16 protein-coding genes are annotated in these 17926 nt (G+C 70.3%); 10 read left to right on the top strand and 6 right to left on the bottom strand.

Going from position 1 to position 17926, the window contains the following annotated elements:
- The first annotated feature begins 75 nt into the window (after positions 1 to 75).
- The 4 genes from ACFQW8_RS02510 (at position 76) to ACFQW8_RS02495 (ending at position 7035) form a co-directional block, all read left to right on the top strand.
- Entirely contained in the window at positions 76 to 1431 is a 1356-nt protein-coding gene (locus tag ACFQW8_RS02510; protein WP_380085404.1) for a multidrug effflux MFS transporter, read from the top strand.
- An 82-nt stretch (positions 1432 to 1513) separates the two neighbouring features.
- A complete protein-coding gene (locus tag ACFQW8_RS02505) occupies positions 1514 to 3292 on the top strand; it encodes a 3-hydroxyacyl-CoA dehydrogenase family protein (protein WP_380085403.1) in 1779 nt (592 codons plus the stop codon).
- A 157-nt stretch (positions 3293 to 3449) separates the two neighbouring features.
- The gene (locus tag ACFQW8_RS02500) at positions 3450 to 4454 is read left to right on the top strand and encodes a hypothetical protein (protein ID WP_380085402.1); all 1005 of its coding nucleotides are present in this window, start codon (positions 3450 to 3452) and stop codon (positions 4452 to 4454) included.
- 121 nt (positions 4455 to 4575) lie between these two features.
- Positions 4576 to 7035: a GcvT family protein gene (locus tag ACFQW8_RS02495; protein ID WP_380085401.1), complete on the top strand. Its 2460-nt coding sequence runs from the start codon at positions 4576 to 4578 to the stop codon at positions 7033 to 7035.
- An 11-nt stretch (positions 7036 to 7046) separates the two neighbouring features.
- On the opposite strand, the gene ACFQW8_RS02490 is transcribed toward ACFQW8_RS02495, so the two are convergent.
- Together ACFQW8_RS02490 and ACFQW8_RS02485 are read right to left on the bottom strand one after the other, a co-directional pair.
- Positions 7047 to 7193, bottom strand: a complete 147-nt coding sequence (locus ACFQW8_RS02490; protein ID WP_380085400.1) for a hypothetical protein — start codon at positions 7191 to 7193, stop codon at positions 7047 to 7049.
- Between the two features lie 12 nt (positions 7194 to 7205).
- Positions 7206 to 7661, bottom strand: coding sequence for a maleylpyruvate isomerase family mycothiol-dependent enzyme (locus ACFQW8_RS02485; protein WP_380085399.1), 456 nt, complete (start codon positions 7659 to 7661; stop codon positions 7206 to 7208).
- Positions 7662 to 7711: 50 nt separating this feature from the next.
- Here ACFQW8_RS02485 and ACFQW8_RS02480 point away from each other — a divergent pair, with 50 nt between their 5' ends.
- A complete protein-coding gene (locus ACFQW8_RS02480) occupies positions 7712 to 8011 on the top strand; it encodes a hypothetical protein (protein ID WP_380085398.1) in 300 nt (99 codons plus the stop codon).
- A gap of 9 nt (positions 8012 to 8020) precedes the next feature.
- Positions 8021 to 9370: an AI-2E family transporter gene (locus tag ACFQW8_RS02475; RefSeq protein ID WP_380085397.1), complete on the top strand. Its 1350-nt coding sequence runs from the start codon at positions 8021 to 8023 to the stop codon at positions 9368 to 9370.
- An 18-nt stretch (positions 9371 to 9388) separates the two neighbouring features.
- On the opposite strand, the gene ccrA is transcribed toward ACFQW8_RS02475, so the two are convergent.
- The gene (ccrA, locus tag ACFQW8_RS02470; protein ID WP_380085396.1) at positions 9389 to 10729 is read right to left on the bottom strand and encodes a crotonyl-CoA carboxylase/reductase; all 1341 of its coding nucleotides are present in this window, start codon (positions 10727 to 10729) and stop codon (positions 9389 to 9391) included.
- Positions 10730 to 10819: 90 nt separating this feature from the next.
- Positions 10820 to 11275, bottom strand: a complete 456-nt coding sequence (gene mce, locus ACFQW8_RS02465; protein ID WP_380085395.1) for a methylmalonyl-CoA epimerase — start codon at positions 11273 to 11275, stop codon at positions 10820 to 10822.
- A gap of 169 nt (positions 11276 to 11444) precedes the next feature.
- Here mce and ACFQW8_RS02460 point away from each other — a divergent pair, with 169 nt between their 5' ends.
- The 4 genes from ACFQW8_RS02460 to ACFQW8_RS02445 all read left to right on the top strand — a co-directional run bounded on the left by ACFQW8_RS02460 (position 11445) and on the right by ACFQW8_RS02445 (position 15754).
- Entirely contained in the window at positions 11445 to 12662 is a 1218-nt protein-coding gene (locus tag ACFQW8_RS02460) for an acetyl-CoA C-acetyltransferase (RefSeq protein WP_380085394.1), read from the top strand.
- 36 nt (positions 12663 to 12698) lie between these two features.
- Positions 12699 to 13682, top strand: a complete 984-nt coding sequence (meaB, locus tag ACFQW8_RS02455) for a methylmalonyl Co-A mutase-associated GTPase MeaB (protein ID WP_380088568.1) — start codon at positions 12699 to 12701, stop codon at positions 13680 to 13682.
- Between the two features lie 10 nt (positions 13683 to 13692).
- Positions 13693 to 15381: an FAD-dependent oxidoreductase gene (locus tag ACFQW8_RS02450; RefSeq protein WP_380085393.1), complete on the top strand. Its 1689-nt coding sequence runs from the start codon at positions 13693 to 13695 to the stop codon at positions 15379 to 15381.
- Between the two features lie 70 nt (positions 15382 to 15451).
- Entirely contained in the window at positions 15452 to 15754 is a 303-nt protein-coding gene (locus ACFQW8_RS02445; RefSeq protein WP_380085392.1) for a thiamine-binding protein, read from the top strand.
- Positions 15755 to 15766: 12 nt separating this feature from the next.
- On the opposite strand, the gene ACFQW8_RS02440 is transcribed toward ACFQW8_RS02445, so the two are convergent.
- Complete coding sequence (locus tag ACFQW8_RS02440) at positions 15767 to 17110, bottom strand: 6-phospho-beta-glucosidase (protein ID WP_380085391.1); 1344 nt, start codon at positions 17108 to 17110, stop codon at positions 15767 to 15769.
- On the bottom strand, positions 17107 to 17865 hold the full coding sequence (locus tag ACFQW8_RS02435) for a DeoR/GlpR family DNA-binding transcription regulator (RefSeq protein WP_380085390.1): 759 nt from the start codon (positions 17863 to 17865) through the stop codon (positions 17107 to 17109). The genes ACFQW8_RS02440 and ACFQW8_RS02435 overlap by 4 nt, the downstream gene beginning before the upstream one ends.
- Between the last annotated feature and the right edge of the window lie 61 nt (positions 17866 to 17926).

Below are 17926 nucleotides of genomic sequence, written 5' to 3'. Positions count from 1 at the left end.
CTTGGACACTGGTGATGCGGGCTCACCGGTGCGCGCCGCGACCATGATCGACCACCCACGTTCCAGGAGTCAGCAGTGCGCGCCCGCCCCGTCCCCCATTCCTCCGAGATCCTCGCCGAGCCGCTCGGTGGCACCTCAGCGCCGGCTGCCACCACCCCCGTCGGGCGCGCCTACCTGCGCATGGTGCTCGTCCTGGGTGCCCTGGTCGCGCTCGGCCCCCTGACCATCGACACCTACCTGCCCGCGCTGCCGACGCTCGCGGAGGACCTCGGCGCCACCGAGCCGCAGGTGCAGTTCACACTGACCGGCATCATGCTCGGCCTCGGTCTCGGCCAGCTCGTGCTGGGCCCGGTCTCGGATGCCGTCGGCCGTCGCCGCGTCATGCTCGGCGGCATCGCCGCCCATGCGGTGATGTCCGTGCTGGCCGGGCTCGCGCCCTCGATCGAGGTGCTCACCGCGGTGCGCATCGGCCAGGGCATCTCCGGTGCAGCGGTCGCGGTCACCGCGATGGCGGTCGTGCGCGACCTCTTCACGGGGCGGCGGGCGGCCGGCCTGCTCAGCCACCTGACCCTGGTCATCGGCGTTGCTCCCATTCTCGCTCCGTCGCTCGGTGGCCTCCTGCTGCAGCTCACGGGCTGGCGCGGGATCTTCGGGGCGCTGGCCGGCATCGCGGTCGTGCTCTTCGTCGTCGCGCTCCGCGGGATGGACGAGACCCTGCCGGTGCACCGCCGTCGGCCGGCGCGCGTGGGCGCCACCCTGCACACGTATGCCGGTCTGTTGCGTGACCGTGCCTTCGTCGGCCTGGTCCTGCTCGCGGGACTGATGTTCAGCGCCCTCTTCGCCTATGTCGCCGGCTCGTCCTTCGTCCTCCAGGAGTTCTATGGCCTGGACGAGCAGCAGTTCGGCATCCTCTTCGGGGTCAACGCCGCTGGGCTCATCGTGGCGACCCAGGTCAACCCGTTCCTGCTCCGCCGGTGGGAGCCGCAGCACATCCTGACCGGCGGAGTGGTCCTGGGCATGGTCGCGACGAGCTCCATGCTCGTGGCCGCAATGGTCGATGCACCACTGGTGCTGGTGCTCGTGCCGCTCTGGTTCGTCATGTTCGCGGTGGGACTGTCCTTCCCCAACACTCCGGCGCTCGCCCTGTCACGTCACGGTGAGGCTGCCGGCTCGGCCGCCGCGCTGCTGGGTGCCATCCAGTTCGGCATGGCGAGCATCATCACCCCGCTGACGGGGCTCCTCAGCACGGGCGATGCGGTCGGCATGGCCGTGGTGATGACCGGGGCCATCTGGCTGGGTGCCGTCGTCCTGGTGGTCCTCGTGCAGCCGTGGAAGATCGCCTCGGAGTCGGAGGCCGACGACACCCTCGACGCCAGCGAGGTCACGAACACTGCAGACGTCTCCGACGTCGCGCTCGCCGCGTCGCGCTGACCCCGCACCGCCCGGCCGGGGTGGGCAGGCTCACGTCGGATCGATGACGACACGGCATACCCACTCTGGGAGACTCGCGGACATGTCACGCGAGTTCACCAGGGTAGGCGTCATCGGGCTGGGCACCATGGGTGCCGGAATCGTGGAGGTGTTCGCGCGCAACGGGATCGACGTCGTCGCCGTCGACGTCACCGAGGAGGCGGTCGAGCGGGGGCGCTCCTTCCTCGCGAAGTCGACCGGGCGCGCGCTCGACCGCGGCAAGATCGACCAGGCCGCCCATGACACCCTCCACGGCCACGTCACCTACGCCACCGACTTCGAGTCGCTCGTGGACTGCCAGCTCGTCGTCGAGGCCGTGCCCGAGCACCTCGACCTCAAGAAGGAGATCTTCGCCAAGCTCGACGCGATCGTCTCCCCGGACGCCATCCTCGCGACGAACACCTCGTCGCTGCCCGTCACCGAGATCGCCGCGTCGACGAGCACGCCCAAGCGCGTCGTCGGCATGCACTTCTTCAACCCGGCGCCGGTCCAGCAGTTCGTCGAGGTCATCCGCACCGTCATCACCGCCGACGACGTCTTCGAGGACGTCAAGGCCCTCGCCGAGCGGATCGACAAGAAGCCGGTCATCGTCGGTGACAAGGCGGGCTTCATCGCCAACGCCCTGCTCTTCGGTTACCTCAACCACGCGGTGTCGATGTTCGAGAGCCGCTACGCCACCCGCGAGGACATCGACGCGGCGATGAAGCTCGGCTGCGGCTACCCGATGGGCCCGCTCGCGCTGCTCGACCTCATCGGTCTCGACACGGCATACGAGATCCTCGACACGATGTACAAGCAGGGGCGCGACCGACTCCACGCACCCAGCCCGATCATCAAGCAGATGGTGTCCGCGGGTCTCAAGGGACGCAAGACCGGGCGCGGTTTCTACACGTATGCCGCAGCCGGCTCCCCGGAGGTCGTCGCCGACGTGCACACGCCTCCCGAAGGCACCGCCGAGGGCGTGCAGCTGCGCGAGATCTCGTCGGTCGGCGTCGTCGGCTCCGGCACGATGGCCATCGGCATCATCGAGGTCTTCGCCAAGGCGGGCAAGAGCGTGACCTTCGTCGCCCGCAGCCAGGACAAGCTCGCCGGTGTCCGGACCGCGATCGAGAGGTCCCAGGCGCGGGCGGTCGAGAAGGGCCGTGCGACGCAGGAGGAGGCCGACGCGCTGCTGGCGCTCCTGCACCCGACGACGGAGCGCGCCGACCTCGCCGCGGTCGACCTCGTCGTCGAGGCGATCGCCGAGGACCTCACGGTCAAGCAGGAGCTCTTCACCGAGCTCGACGCCATCTGCAAGCCCGGCGCCATCCTCGCGACGACGACCTCGTCGCTGCCGATCATCGACTGCGCCCGCGTGACCTCGCGCCCGCAGGACGTCGTCGGCATGCACTTCTTCAACCCCGCGCAGGTCATGAAGCTCGTCGAGGTCGTCCACACCGTCTCGACGGCCGACGACGTCGTCGCGACCGTCCAGGAGCTGTGTCGCGAGATCGGCAAGCACCCGGTGACCTGTGGGGACCGGTCGGGCTTCATCGTCAACGCCCTGCTCTTCCCTTACCTCAACGACGCGATCAAGATGCTGTCGGCCAACTACGCCAGCGTCGACGACATCGACACCGCGATGAAGACCGGCTGTGGCCTGCCGATGGGGCCGTTCGAGCTCCTCGACGTCGTCGGGCTCGACGTGTCCCTGGCGATCGAGCGCGAGCTCTACATCGAGTTCCGCGAGCCGGGCTATGCGCCGGCGCCGTTGCTCGAGCACCTCGTGACGGCGGGCTACCTCGGCCGCAAGACGGGACGCGGTTTCCGCACCTACGCCTGACGGGGCTCGGCGCGGGAGGGGCGCCCGTCGTGAACCCATTCGTCGAGATCGGGTGACACGCGCGGGATCAGGGCGACGTGCCTGCGTGTCCCCCGATCTCGTCCGCGCCTGTGGATGACTCTGCGACCGGATCCAGGATCTCGGCGACAGTGCTGACATGTCTGCCGCCGATCCACTCCTCCCGCCCTCACCGTTCACCCTGGACGACGCCCGGTCCATCGGCCTCACTCCCACGCAGTGGCGCAACCCGGACCTGATCAGAGTCACTCGTGGTGTCAAGGCGACCGCGGAGATCGCCGAGTTCGAGGGTCAGTGCCGTGCCTTCGCGCTTGCCCTGCCCGACGACGTCGCGTTCAGCCACCTCACTGCCGCGCGCCTCTGGGGTCTTCCGCTTCCCTCGTGGGCTGAGGCCGCCCCCGGCTTCGACGTGATGCGCAACTCGGGTAGGGCCGTGATCGAGCGCCACGAATGCCGCGGGCACAGGGGCTTGGAACGCCGTCACTGCCGCACCGTGCGGGGTCTCGACCTGACGAGCATCGCCGACACCTTGGTGGACCTCGCTGAGGTCCGCCGACCGCAGGCCTTGAGCGCGGACGACCTCGTCGTGCTGGCCGATGCCGTGCTCATGCGGCTGGCCGAGCAGATCGAGGTGCGACCCGGCGAGGAGGAGTGGGAGGCGGTCGCCCGGTTCGACATGGAGCGGGGTGACGGTGCCCCGCGGCTCGACCGGCACGATGTGCTCCACCGAGCCCTGGATCGGCGGGTGCGTCCTCGCGGCGCCAAGCGCCTCCGGCTGGCGCTGGGGTTGGCGCGCGTCGGGTCGCGCTCCCCGATGGAGACACGATCGAGGCTCCTGTTCGTGCGGCGAGGGTTCCCCGAGCCGGAGCTGAACGCCACCTTGACCGGTCCCGGTGGCCGTCTGCTCGAGGGCGACTTCGTCTGGCGAGACCAGAAGGTCATCGGCGAGTACCAAGGAGCGCACCACGGGGGACGTCGTCAACGCAGCGTGGATGTCGCCCGTCGCGACCTGGCCGAGGACGACGGGTGGCGCATGGTCGAGTTCTGGGCCAAGGACGTCCACCAGGCGACGCGACGCCGGACCTTCCTCCGAAGACTCGCCGGCAGACTGGGCCTGGACCTCGAATCCCTTGACCTCAGCTGATCGACGCGGATCGAGATCGGGTGACGCGCGGGGGCTCGGATCGACTTGCCTGCGTCTCATCCGATCTCGACCGTCCATCGATCAGCATGCCATTGCCACCACGGGTGGGTAGCCTCCGCGTGTGAGCCCTGCCCCGAACCTTCCCGCCCGTGCCCGGGTCGTCATCATCGGCGGCGGGGTCATCGGGACCTCGATCGCCTACCACCTCGCCCACGAGGGCGTCACCGACGTGGTGCTCGTCGAGCGCGACCGCCTGACGAGTGGCACGACGTGGCACGCGGCCGGGCTGATGACCTGCTTCGGGTCCACGAGCGAGACGCTCACCGGCATACGCCTCTACTCGCGTGACCTCTTCGCGCGGCTCGAGGCCGAGACCGGGCTGTCGACGGGCTTCCGACCGGTGGGTGTCATCGAGGCGGTGGGTGAGACCGACCGGCTCGAGGAGTACCGGCGGGTCGCGGCCTTCCAGCGCCGGCTCGGGCTCGAGGTCGACGAGATCGGCCCGCGCGAGATGGCCGATCTCTTCCCGCTCGCTGACATGGACGGCCTCACGGCGGGCTTCCACGTCCCCGGCGACGGTCGGGTCAACCCGGTCGACCTCACCATGTCGCTCGCCCGCGGCGCCAAGAACCTCGGCGTCCGCATCGTCGAGGGCGTGACTGCGGGCGACGTCATCACCCGTGTCGACGGCGCGCTGCCGCGCATCACCGGACTGCGCACCGATGCCGGGGACATCGAGTGCGAGATCGTCGTCAACTGCACCGGCATGTGGGCGCGCCAGCTGGGGGAGCGGCACGGCGTCGTCATCCCCAACCAGGCGGCCGAGCACTACTACCTCATCACCGACACGATCCCCGGGCTCGACCCCGACGGGCCGGTCTTCGAGGACCCGGCTCGCCACGGCTACTACCGCGAGGAGGGCGGCGGCATGATGGTCGGCCTCTTCGAGCCGGTCGCCGCCGCGTGGAAGCTCGACGGCATTCCCGACGACTTCTCCTTCGGCACCCTGCCGGCCGACTGGGAGCGCATGGCCCCGACCCTCGAGACCGCCATGTCGCGCGTGCCGGTGACCCTGGACGTCGGCGTCCGCACCTTCTTCTGCGGGCCCGAGTCCTTCACCCCCGACCGGCTTCCTGCCGTCGGTGAGGCGCCCGACCTCCAGGGCTACTTCGTCGCGGCGGGCCTCAACTCGGTCGGCATCCTCAGCAGTGGGGGTCTGGGTCGGGTCGTTGCCCACTGGATCGCACAGGGGCGTCCGGACGTCGATGTCACCGCGATCGACGTGGCCCGCTTCCGGCCGCACCAGCTCCACCGCGACTACCGCCGCGACCGGGTCATGGAGGTGCTCGGCAAGACCTACGCCGCACACACGCCCGGCGTCGAGCTCCTCACCGGACGCGGCACCTTCGTCTCACCTGTCCACGACGAGATGGTCGCCGCCGGCGCGAAGCTCAAGGACGTCTCGGGCTGGGAGAGCGCGGACTGGTATGCCGGTGACGGACAGAGCGCGCGCGTCACCCCCTCGTGGGGCCGGCAGCCGTGGTTCGACAGGTGGGAGGCCGAGCACCGGGCCGTGCGCGAGGCCGTGGGCCTCATCGACATGTCCTTCATGGCGACGTTCGAGGTGACCGGGCGCGACGCCGGCGCCATCCTGCAGCGGGTCAGCGCCGGCCACGTCGACGGCGACGTGGACCGGATCACCTACACCCAGTGGCTCGGACCCGACGGCGGCATCGAGGCCGACCTCACCGTGACCAAGCGCGGCGAGAACGACTTCCTCGTCGTCGCCTCCGACACGGCTCATGGCCACACCCTGGCGTGGCTGCGCCGGCAGGTCGGCGACTGGGACGTCACGATCGAGGACGTCACCGAGGCGACCGGCCAGCTCAACGTCCAGGGCCCGGCGTCGCGAGAGCTCCTCACCAGGCTCACCGACGTTGACCTCTCGGACGACGCCTTCCCGTTCCGGACGGCTCGCAGCATCATGGTCGCCGGGGTGGAGGTCCTGTGCGTGCGCATCACCTACGTCGGCGAGCTCGGCTACGAGCTGTACGTTCCACGCGACCGGACCGCAGCGGTCTGGACGGCCCTGCGCACGGAGGGCACGGCATACGGGCTTCTGCCTGTGGGTCTGCGAGCGCTCGGTTCGCTCCGTCTCGAGAAGGCCTACCGCGACTACGGCCACGACATCGACAACACCGACACCGTGGGCATGGCCGGTCTCGGCTTCGCCGTCGACCCGGGGCACGACTTCATCGGGCGCGACGCCGTGCAGACCGAGCGCGAGCAACCTCGCCACGACCGGCTCGTCCAGGTGCTGCTCACCGACCCGGAGCCGTTGATGTTCGGCGCCGAGGTGCTGTTGCGTGACGGGGTGCCGGTGGGTGACGTGCGGTCAGCGTCCTACGGGTGGACGCTCGGTGGCGCAGTGGGCATCGGCTCGGTCGCAGCCGACGGACCCGTGACCAAGGCCTGGCTCGACGAGGGGACCTGGGAGGTCGACGTCGCGGGCACGCTGGTCCCGGCCGTGGTGTCCCTGCGCCCGCTCTACGACCCCACCAGCGCGCGGGTGCGGGCCTGAGTCGGCCGGTATCAGGTGAGGGCGGGCAGCCCCGGACCGTCGAGGTCGGCCAGTGCGGCGTCACGGCCGGACACGGCGAGCAGCAACGACAGGGCCGGTCCGCTCACCTCGGGGCCGTCACCGATGACGACGTCGCTGTCCGTGGCTCGTAGGCGCACCCGGGCAATGCGCTACTTGCCGCCGCCCATGCCGACCGATGTCCTCGCCTGGTAGCGCAGGGCCCGTTCGACGCCCTCCTTGGCATAAGCCCGAGTGATCCCCAGCGGACGCCGGATGTCCTCGCCGTGGACGACCTCCTCGACCAGCCGGCTGTCCAGGCGGGCCGGCGGCCCTGTGCGGCGGTCGACGACGGCCCGCAGGTTCGCAAGGGTGTCGGCCGGGGAGTCGCCCAGGGCGCGGGCCACGCCCGTCGCGTTCTGCCGGTCGAAGTCGAACCGTGCCCTCGACATGGCGACGACGATGCCCAGTCGCGTCGTGAGCGCGTTGTTGACGAGATGGGCCGCCACCTCGCGCACGGTCCAGTCGCCGCACAGTGACTGCTCGTCCCATTGGCTCGCCTCGAGGCCCGAAAGGTCCTCGACCAGCGCCAGCCGCTCCGCTCGCACCATGTCCCACGTGTCAGTCATGGCTGCACCCTCCCAGCCCCCGGTGACAGCGACTCTGCGAGTCTTGACCCATGCCCCGTGCCAACCGCCGACGACCCGAGGACGTGCCCCTCGCGATGGGGCGCCTCGGCCGTGGGGCGACGACCACGGAGACGTATGCCGGCCAGCGCTGGACCGTGCGTCGCCTCACCGGGGAGTCCTCGGAGCGGGCCTACCTCTGCCCCGGATGCGAGCAGGACATCGTGCCCGGAACGCCCCATGTGGTCGCCTGGCCCGAGGAGGGTGTCGGTGGTGTCGGCGACCGTCGACACTGGCACACGCCGTGCTGGTCGGCGCGCGAAAGACGACAACCGCGAGGCGCGTTCCGCTGACCTGCGATGATGCCCGCGAAGCCTTCCGACGAGGAGATCGACGTGAACGTGAGCTGGGGCAGGAACTCGGTGCGCAGCTGGCGCGACTATCGCCAGCGTCAGCGTGCCGCACTGCGGGAGAGCAACCGCATCCGCTACGAGGACGAGCACCTCGAGCGCAGCCTCATGAACGACGTCCTCGGCGCAGAGGCGGACCCCCCCGAGGCAGGGCCGGAGTCCGGCGCCGAGAGCATCCCGGGGGCAGAGGGTGCGGACCAGGCCGCCGGACGCCGCTCGCCTGACACGGCCGGGACGACCCAGTTCGGTGAGATGGGCCGTCCCATGAACCGGCACTCGCCGTTCTACCTCGGCTTCGTCGGAGCCCTCGGAGCCCTGATCGCCATCGGTCTGTGGCACTCGCTCGGGCGGCTGGCCACGACTCTCACGATCCTCGTCGTCGCGCTCTTCCTCACCCTCGCCCTCAACCCGATGGTCGAGTGGCTGGGCCGGCGCGGTCTCAAGCGCTCGCTCTCGGTGGCGATCGTCTTCGTGGGCCTCATCGTCGTCTTCGTCCTGCTCGGTCTGCTCGTCTTCCCCCCTGTGGTGACCCAGGGCAGCGAGCTCGTCCAACAGGCACCGACCTATCTCGACCGGATCCTCGGAACCTCCTGGGTCCAGGAGCTCGACAAGAACTACGACGTGGTCGACAAGATCAACGAGGAGTTCAACAAGCGCCTCACCGACGAGACCTTCATCAGCTCGCTCCTCGGCGGCGTGCTCGGGGCCGGTCGAGCCGTCCTCAACGGCGTCTTCCAGACCTTCACCATCCTCATCCTCACGCTCTACTTCCTGGCGTCCCTGCCCAGGATGAAGAAGATCGCGTACTCGATGGTGCCCGCCAGCCGCCGCAACCGCTTCGCGCAGCTGAGTGAGGAGATCATGCGGCGTACCGGGTCCTACGCCGTCGGACAGGTGGCCATCGCCACGATCAACGCCATCCTCAGCTACGTGATGATGCTGCTCCTCGGGATCCCGTATGCCGCGGTGCTGGCCGTGGTGGTCGGCTTCCTAGGTCTCATCCCGATGGTCGGCGCGACCCTGGGCGCTGCCGTCGTCTGCCTCGTGGCGTTCTTCGACGAGCCCAGGGTCGCGCTCTTCGCCGCGATCTACTACCTCGTTTACCAGCAGATCGAGAACTACGTCATCGCGCCCAAGATCATGCAGCGCACGGTCTCGGTGCCCGGAGCCCTCACGGTGGTCGCCGCCCTCGCCGGAGGCACCCTGCTCGGAGTGCTCGGTGCGCTGCTCGCCATCCCGGTGGCCGCCGCGCTCCTGCTCCTCGTCGACGAGGTCCTCATCCCGCGCCAGCGCCACCAGTAGGTCGTTGGGCGCGGGCGGTCAGGCGTCGCGGAAGCGGTTGATCTCGGCCTCGTAGCGCGCGCGCTTCACGGGGTCGGAGATGCCGAGGCCGGCCTCCGGGGCGAGGGTGAGGACGCCGACCTTGCCCTGGTGCGCGTTCTGGTGGACGTCGAGCGCGGCCTGTCCGACCTCCTCGAGGGGGTAGGTCTTGCTCAGCGTCGGGTGGATGAGGCCGCGGTTGATGAGCTCGTTGGCCTCCCACGCCTCGCGGTAGTTGGCGAAGTGCGAGGAGAGGATCCGCTTGAGGTTCATCCAGAGGTAGCGGTTGTCGTACTCGTGCATGAAGCCCGAGGTCGACGCGCAGGTGATGATCGTGCCGCCCTTGCGCGCCACATAGACGCTGGCGCCGAAGGTCTCGCGGCCAGGGTGCTCGAAGACGATGTCGACGTCGTGCCCGCCCGTGAGCTCACGGATCTTCTTGCCGAGTCGCTGCCACTCCTTGGAGTCCTGAGCGGTGTTCTCGTCGTTCCAGAACCGGTAGCCCTCGGCGCTCCGGTCGATGATCAGCTCGGCGCCCATCGCCCGGCAGATCTCGGCCTTCTCGGGGGAGGACACCACGCAGACCGGAGTCGCACCCGCAGCCAGCGCCATCTGCGTCGCGTAGGACCCGAGCCCACCCGAGGCACCCCAGATGAGCACCCGGTCACCGAGCTTGAGGGCGGCACCGTTCTTGGAGATGAGCTGCCGGTATGCCGTGCTGTTCACCAGTCCGGGTGAGGCCGCCTCCTCCCAGCTGAGGTGGGTGGGCTTGGGCATGAGCTGGTTGGTCTTGACGATCGCCAGCTCGGCCAGGCCGCCGAAGTTGGTCTCGAAGCCCCAGATGCGCTGCTGCGGGTCGAGCATCGTGTCGTTGTGCCCGTCCGCGTCCTCGAGCTCGACGGAGAGGCAGTGCGCGACGACCTCGGTCCCGACCTTCCACTTGCCGACGCCGGGCCCGGTGCGCAGCACGACGCCGGCGAGGTCGGAGCCGACGACGTGGTAGGGCAGGTCGTGGCGCTTCGCGTACTCGGACGTGCGGCCGTAGCGCTCGAGGAAGCCGAAGGTCGAGACCGGCTCGAAGATCGAGGTCCACACGGTGTTGTAGTTGATGGCGCTGGCCATGACGGCGACGAGGGCCTCTCCCGGGGCGAGCTCGGGGACCGGGACGTCGTCGATGTGGAGGGACTTGCGCGGGTCCTTCTCCCTGGCGGTCAGTCCCTGGAACATGTCCACCTCGTCCTTGTGGACGGTCGCGGCCCGGTAGGTCGCAGGGATGGAGAGGTTCGCGTAGGTCTCCTCGGTGCGGTCACCGCTGAGGATGGCGTCGCGGATCTGGTCCATGAGAGGTGGTGCTCCTTGGTCGATGGGCGAGTCGGTGAGGCGGGAGGGTCTCGCAGCGGCGATCACCTGGGGTGCTGCGGCAAGGGTCAGTCAGTGTGGGGAGGCGGGCTCGACGAGCTCGACGAGGATGCCGCCCGCGTCCTTGGGGTGGATGAAGTTCACCCGTGAGTTCGACGTGCCGCGCTTCGGCTCCTCATAGAGCAGGCGCAGTCCGCGGTCGCGCAGGGTCGCGCTTACCCCCTCGATGTCGGTCACGCGGTAGGCCACCTGCTGGACGCCGGGCCCGGACCGGTCGAGGAACTTCGCGATGGTCGACTCGGGGGACAGGGGAGCGAGCAGCTGGATGTGCGAGCCGGAGTCGCCGACCGCCATCATCGCCTCGCGGACCCCCTGCTCCTCGTTGACCTCCTCGTGCGCGAGCGTCATCCCGTAGGTGTCGCGATAGAAGGCGATCGCGAGGTCGAGATCGGCGACGGCGACTCCGACGTGGTCGATCGCCGTGAACAGCGAGGACAGGGGAGAAGGCTCCGGCGGGGACTGGCTCATGGGACCGAAGCCTAGGGAGGTGAGCCAGCGGCATACAGGTTTTCCGGGTGTGGTGATCGACACCTACGGGACGTCCGTCACAACGCCGTTCGGCTCCGGACGAGCGAGTGGCTAGCATCGGGGGGAGCCCCTTGGGCGCCCAGCCCGACCCCGACGTTGGAGGACCGCAGTGAGCACCGCCCCGACCCAGAACACCGACCCCACAGTTCTCGTCGCGGGGGCGAGGACCCCGATGGGCCGCATGAGCGGCAGCCTCAAGGGCTTCAGCGGCTCCGACCTCGGCGGGTTCGCCATCAAGGGCGCCCTGGAGAAGTCGGGCGTCAGCCCCGAGGACGTCGACTACGTGATCATGGGCCAGGTCCTCACCGCCGGCGAGGGCCAGATCCCGGCGCGCCAGGCCGCGGTCAAGGCGGGCATCCCGATGAACATCCCGGCGCTCACCATCAACAAGGTCTGCCTGTCGGGCATCGACGCCATCGCGCTCGCGGACCAGCTCATCCGTGCCGGCGAGTTCGAGGTCGTGGTCGCCGGTGGCCAGGAGTCGATGACCAACGCCCCACACCTGCTGCCCAAGAGCCGCGACGGCTTCAAGTACGGCGACGTGATCCTCAAGGACCACATGGCCCAGGACGGCCTCTGGGACGTCTTCACCGACCAGGCGATGGGGCTGCTCACTGAGGCGGCCAACACCGACGAGGTCGAGTTCAGCCGCGAGGAGCAGGACGCCTTCGCCGCCCGCAGCCACCAGCTCGCGGCCAAGGCGTGGAAGGACGGCCTCTTCGACGACGAGGTCGTCACCGTCTCCATCCCGCAGCGCAAGGGCGACGCACTCGACTTCCGTGACGACGAGGGGATCCGCCCCGACACCACGCCCGAGTCGCTTGCTCGCCTGCGCCCGGCCTTCTCCAAGGACGGCACCATCACGGCCGGGTCCGCGTCGCAGATCTCCGACGGTGCGTGCGCCGTCGTCGTTATGAAGAGGTCCAAGGCACAGGAGCTGGGCCTCACGTGGCTCGCCGAGATCGGTGCCCATGGCGTCGTCGCAGGGCCGGACTCCACGCTGCAGAGCCAGCCGGCCCGCGCCATCGTCAAGGCGTGCGAGCGTCAGGGCATCACCGCGGCCGACCTCGACCTCGTCGAGATCAACGAGGCCTTCGCTGCCGTCGGGCTCGCCTCGACCAAGGAGCTGGGCATCGACGAGGACAAGGTCAACGTCAACGGCGGCGCCATCGCCCTCGGCCACCCCGTGGGCATGTCGGGTGCGCGCATCGCACTCCACCTCGCGCTCGAGCTCAAGCGTCGCGGTGGCGGCACCGGTGCGGCCGCGCTCTGCGGTGGCGGTGGGCAGGGCGACGCCCTCATCCTCACCGTTCCGTCGCAGCAGTGACCGGCTGACCCGCCGACCTCGACCGAGCCGACCGCCATCGCGCAGGCACGCCGCACCGTCGACGTCCCCTCTCTCGTCGCTGGAGCGAGAGAGGGGCGTTCGCGTGCGGTGGCCCGGCTCATCTCGCTCGTCGAGGACGGGCACGCTGCCCTGCCCGAGGTGATGGCCGCCCTGGCTCCCCACGGCGGCAACACCCACGTCATCGGCCTCACCGGGTCACCCGGGGTCGGCAAGTCGACCACGACCGCGGCCCTCATCGCCGCCTTCCGTGCGCAGGACAAGCGCGTCGCCGTCCTGGCGGTCGACCCGTCGTCGCCGTTCTCCGGCGGCGCCCTGCTGGGTGACCGCATCCGGATGGAGCAGCACGCCACGGACCCGGGCGTCTTCATCCGCTCCGTCGCGTCGCGAGGTCACCTCGGTGGTCTGTCCTTCGCGACTCCCCAGGCACTGCGCGTCCTCGACGCCGCCGGGTTCGACGTCGTCCTCCTCGAGACGGTCGGGGTCGGACAGTCCGAGGTCGAGGTGGCGGCCCGCGCGGAAACGACCGTCGTCATCGTCGCCCCGGGCATGGGCGACGGGGTCCAGGCCGCCAAGGCGGGCATCCTCGAGATCGGTGACGTCTTCGTCGTCAACAAGGCCGACCGGGACGGCGCCGACGACACGGTCCGCGACCTGCGGCACATGATCCAGCTCGGCAACCCCGAGCGCTCCGTCGACTGGCGGACCCCGGTGGTGAGGACCGTCGCGAGCCGAGGGGACGGCATACCCGATCTCGTCGAGTCGCTTGTGGCACACCGGGGCTGGCTCACGTCGTCAGGGGCGCTCGCCGATCGCAGGCGACGTCGTGCCCGGGCCGAGATCGAGGCCATCGCCCTGGCAACCCTGCGCCGGCGGCTCGGTGACGGGGGAGGCCTGGTGACCGACGCGGTCGCGAGTGCCGTCGCCTCCGGCGACACGGACGTGTATGCCGCAGCGCGCGAGGTCGTGGACCGGCTCACCGGGGAGCCCGGACGCCAGTAGCGTGAGTCGCGTGACACCTGAAGACACGCGCCCGACCCCTGTCATCCTCGTCCTCGGCGCCGACTACCGCGACGCCATGGTGGACGTCCTCACCCAGCGCTACTCGGTGGACTACGAGATCATCGCGCCGTCGACCATGGAGGAGACCATCGAGGTCCTCACGGACCTCAGGACCGGCAGCCGACCGGTCGCCCTGGCCGCCTGCGAGTTCTTCGCGGAGGGTGAGAAGGCCACCCACCTGCTGGCCAAGTTCCAGAAGTTCATGCCGAGCGCCCGCCGGCTCGTGTACGTCCCGGTGGATCGCTTCCGCGGGTCGGTGGCCCAGCTGCGCGAGAGCCTCGCCGAGGGCAGGCTCGACCTCTATCTCATGCTGCCGCAGGGGGCGCGGGACGAGGAGTTCCACACGGCGATCTCCGAGACGCTGTCGGACTGGGCGCAGTCGGCGAGCTACTCCGAGATCGACGGGACCCGGATCATCGCGGACGGGCCATCACCCGACCTGGCCCGGATCCGTGACTTCCTCGACCGGATGGGCCTGCCCAACACGGTGCACGCCCCCGACAGCCCCGCCGGTGTCGCTGCGCTCGCCGCTGCGGGCCCGGACGCGACCCTGCCCCTGCTCCAGGCACCGCACGACGACTACCTGCTGTCCAACCCGTCGAACGCGGACCTCGGAGCCGTCCTCTACGGGCGGCCGGCAGACATCGGTGAGGAGGCCATCTGCGACCTTGTCATCGTCGGCGCCGGACCCGCCGGGCTCGGAGCCGCTGTCTATGCGGCGTCCGAAGGGCTCGACACGCTCATCATCGACCAGGGCCCGATCGGCGGGCAGGCCGGGACGAGCTCGATGATCCGCAACTACCTCGGCTTCCCGCGAGGCATCTCGGGGATGCGGTTGGCGCAACGGGCGCGGTCGCAGGCCGTGCGGTTCGGCGCCCGGTTCCTCGCCGGGCAGGAAGTGACTGCCCTGAGGGTCGGCGACGGTCCGGACGGGTGCCACGTCGTGGAGCTCGGCGGGTCGAGCGTGCGTGGCCGGACGGTGCTCATCGCGACCGGGGTCGACTACCGACGCCTCGGAGTCGAGCCCCTCGAGGACCTCGTCGGTCGAGGGGTCAACTACGGCGCCGCGGCCAGCACGTCACGAGAGGTCAAGAACAAGGACGTGTTCGTCGTGGGCGGAGGCAACAGCGCCGGTCAGGCCGCCGTGCACCTGTCCCGGTTCGCGCGGCACGTGACGATCCTCGTCCGTCGCGAAGGGCTCGGCGCCACGATGTCGAGCTACCTCATCCGTGAGATCGAGGGCAACCCGCGCATCACCGTCCGACCGCGGACGGTCGTGACCGACGGAGGCGGCGAGGGCCATCTCGAGTGGCTCACCCTGCGCGACGTCGACTCCGGCGCCGAGGAGCGGGTCGACGCTGCGGGGCTCTACCTCCTCATCGGCGCGGAGCCGACCTGCCAGTGGCTCCCGCCGGTGGTGGCGAGGGACGACCTCGGCTTCGTCCTCGCCGGTGCCGACACTCCGTGGCAGTCATGGCAGGGCGGCCGGCCACCGGAGCCCTATGCGACGACCGTGCCCGGGATCTATGTCGCCGGAGACATCCGGTGCGGCTCGATGAAGCGGGTCGCCTCGGCCAGCGGAGAGGGCGCCGGCGTGGTGCCCCTCGTCCACGCGTTCCTCGCGCCGGACGCCGGCTGAGCCGGGACGGAGTGCGCCGAGCGGGAGGTGCGCCGGGCGCGGACCGGGGCGGACGGCATACGGTGTCGTCATGCTCGTTGCCTTCTCCGTGTCCCCGTCCGTCGCCGATGACCAGGGGGGAGTGACCGGTGCCGTCGCCGACGCCGTGCGCATCGTCCGTGAGAGCGGTCTGCCACATCGCACCGACTCGATGTTCACGACGATCGAGGGTGAGTGGGACGAGTGCATGGCCGTCGTCAAGGCCTGTGTCGATGCCCTGGCCGCTCACGGGCCGCGCGTCGGGCTCGTCCTCAAGGCCGACATCAGACCGGGCCGCACCGGGGAGCTCGAGGGCAAGCTCGAACGGCTCGAGGCCGCCCTCCAGGACGACTGAGCGGCTTGCGCGTCAGGAGTCGCTGAAGAGCGCTGCCAGCTCGGGGTGGGCCCGGCGATAGCCCTCGAAGAGGGCCCGGGCCGTCGACACCGAGTCGACGAGCGGATGCAGCGCGAACGCCGTGACCGCCGCCCGCGCGGAGCCGGTCGTGGCCGCCTCGATGACGAGGCGCTCCACGGCCTTGACCTGCTGCATGAGGCCGAGCATGTGGCCCTCCACCGGCGCGAGGGGGCCGGCATGCGGACCCTCGCGGTCGACGACGCACGGGATCTCGACGACGGCGTCGCCCGGCATACCCGGCACGGCTCCGCCTCCGCGGATGTTGAGGATCATCGACGACGACTCGCCACGGCTGATCGCCGCCATGATCGCGAGGGCAACTCCCTCGTAGCCGCCGCCGGCGACGTCGGACTCGTCCCGCTCCTCGTCCGCAGCGCGGGCCTCACGCATGTAGGTCGCGTCGCGCTCCTCCCGGACCCGCGTCCACTCCGCTGCAGCCTCGTCGGGGTCGTCCGCGACGGCGGCGTAGAAGGCGGCCTGCTGGTCACGGAGGAACTCGCCGCGGGTCTGCGGTGCTGCCAGGATCGCGGCCCGGGCCTCGCGGTCGAAGTAGTAGTAGTAGAGGTACTCGTTGGGGATGGCGCCCAGCGCCTGGATCCACTCCGCGCCGAAGAGCCGCCCCTCCTCGAGGGTCTGGAGGGCGGTCGGATCGCCGAGCAGCCGGGGGAGCTGGTCGACGCCGTCGACGCGCAGGCCGCGCAGCCAGCCGAGGTGGTTGAGGCCGACGTAGTCGATGTCCGTGGTCGACGCATCGAGGCCCAGGGCGCCGATGGCCCTGCGCGCCAACGCGATCGGTGAGTCGCAGATGCCGATCACCCGGTCGCCGAGGACGGACTGCATCGCCTCGGTCACGATGCCCGCGGGATTGGTGAAGTTGATGAACCACGCGTCGGGCGCCACCTCCTGCGTGCGGCGTGCGATGTCGACGGCGACCGGGACGGTGCGCAGGGCGTAGGCGAGCCCACCGGGACCGGTGGTCTCCTGTCCGAGGACCCCCAGGTCGAGGGCGACCCGCTCGTCGAGTGTCCGTCCGGCAAGGCCCCCGACGCGGATCGCCGAGAAGACGAAGTCGGCACCCCGCAGGGCGTCGTCGAGGTCGGTCGTGGCGCTCACCCGTGGCGCGTGCGCGCTCGCGGAACCGGCCTGCTCCAGCACTCGCGTCATGGCGGTCAGGCGCCCGGCGTCGAGGTCGTGCAGGACGACCTCGGTGACCCGGCCGGGAGAGTCGTCACGCAACAGGGCGCCGTGGACGAGGGGGACCCGGAACCCGCCACCGCCGAGAATGGTCAGCTTCACGAGAGCACCACCTCCACGCCACGACTGCGGCATTCGTCGAGAATCAGGGGGTCGGCCCCGGCAGTGGTGACGAGGACGTCGACCTGGTCCACCCGGCAGACGCGCAGGCTTCCGGAGCCCGGGATCTTGTGGCCGTCGGCGACGAGCACCACCTCGCGAGCCGCGGCGATGAAGGCCCGCTTCACCGGCACCTCCACGAAGGTCGAGTCCATCACCTGACCGCCGTCGGAGATCCCGCTCGTCCCGATGAAGGCCCGGTCGACACCGATCTGGTGGACGGCGTCCTCGGTGAGGACTCCGACGAGCGAGTGGTAGGACCGGCGCACCATGCCGCCCAGCAGGATCAGCTCGACCGACTCGTCGAAGCGCAGCACGTCGAGGACGGCCAGGCTGTTGGTCACCACGGTGATGTTGCGCCCCCGCAGCTCAGCGGCCAGGAGAGCCGTGGTCGTGCCGATGTCGAGTGCCACGACCTCCCCGTCCCGCACCCGCGCCGCCGCGGCCGCCGCCACGCGCGACTTGTCCCGGGTGTCCGACCGGGCCACGGCCGCGAAGGGGCGCGACCTGTCGGGGTCGGCGGCGGTGACGGCCGCCCCGCCGTGGACGCGGGTCAGCACTCCGGCCCGGTCGAGCTGGAAGAGGTCGCGGCGGATCGTCGAGGCGCTGACGTCGAGGGCGCTCGACAGCTCGCTGACCGACACGGTCCCGCCCTCACGCACCCGGGCCACGATCTCGCTGTGCCGCTGAACCTTCACGACACGCAACGTACCAAGACCGCGCAGTTTCAGCCATGGTCGCGCCCGAACACGGCCGGCC

Origin of the sequence: Knoellia altitudinis (genome assembly GCF_042666355.1) — a bacterium.
In the GTDB taxonomy this organism is placed as follows: domain Bacteria; phylum Actinomycetota; class Actinomycetes; order Actinomycetales; family Dermatophilaceae; genus Knoellia; species Knoellia altitudinis.
Note: the sequence above shows the minus strand (reverse complement) of the source record. Positions and strands in the feature narration are given on the sequence as shown.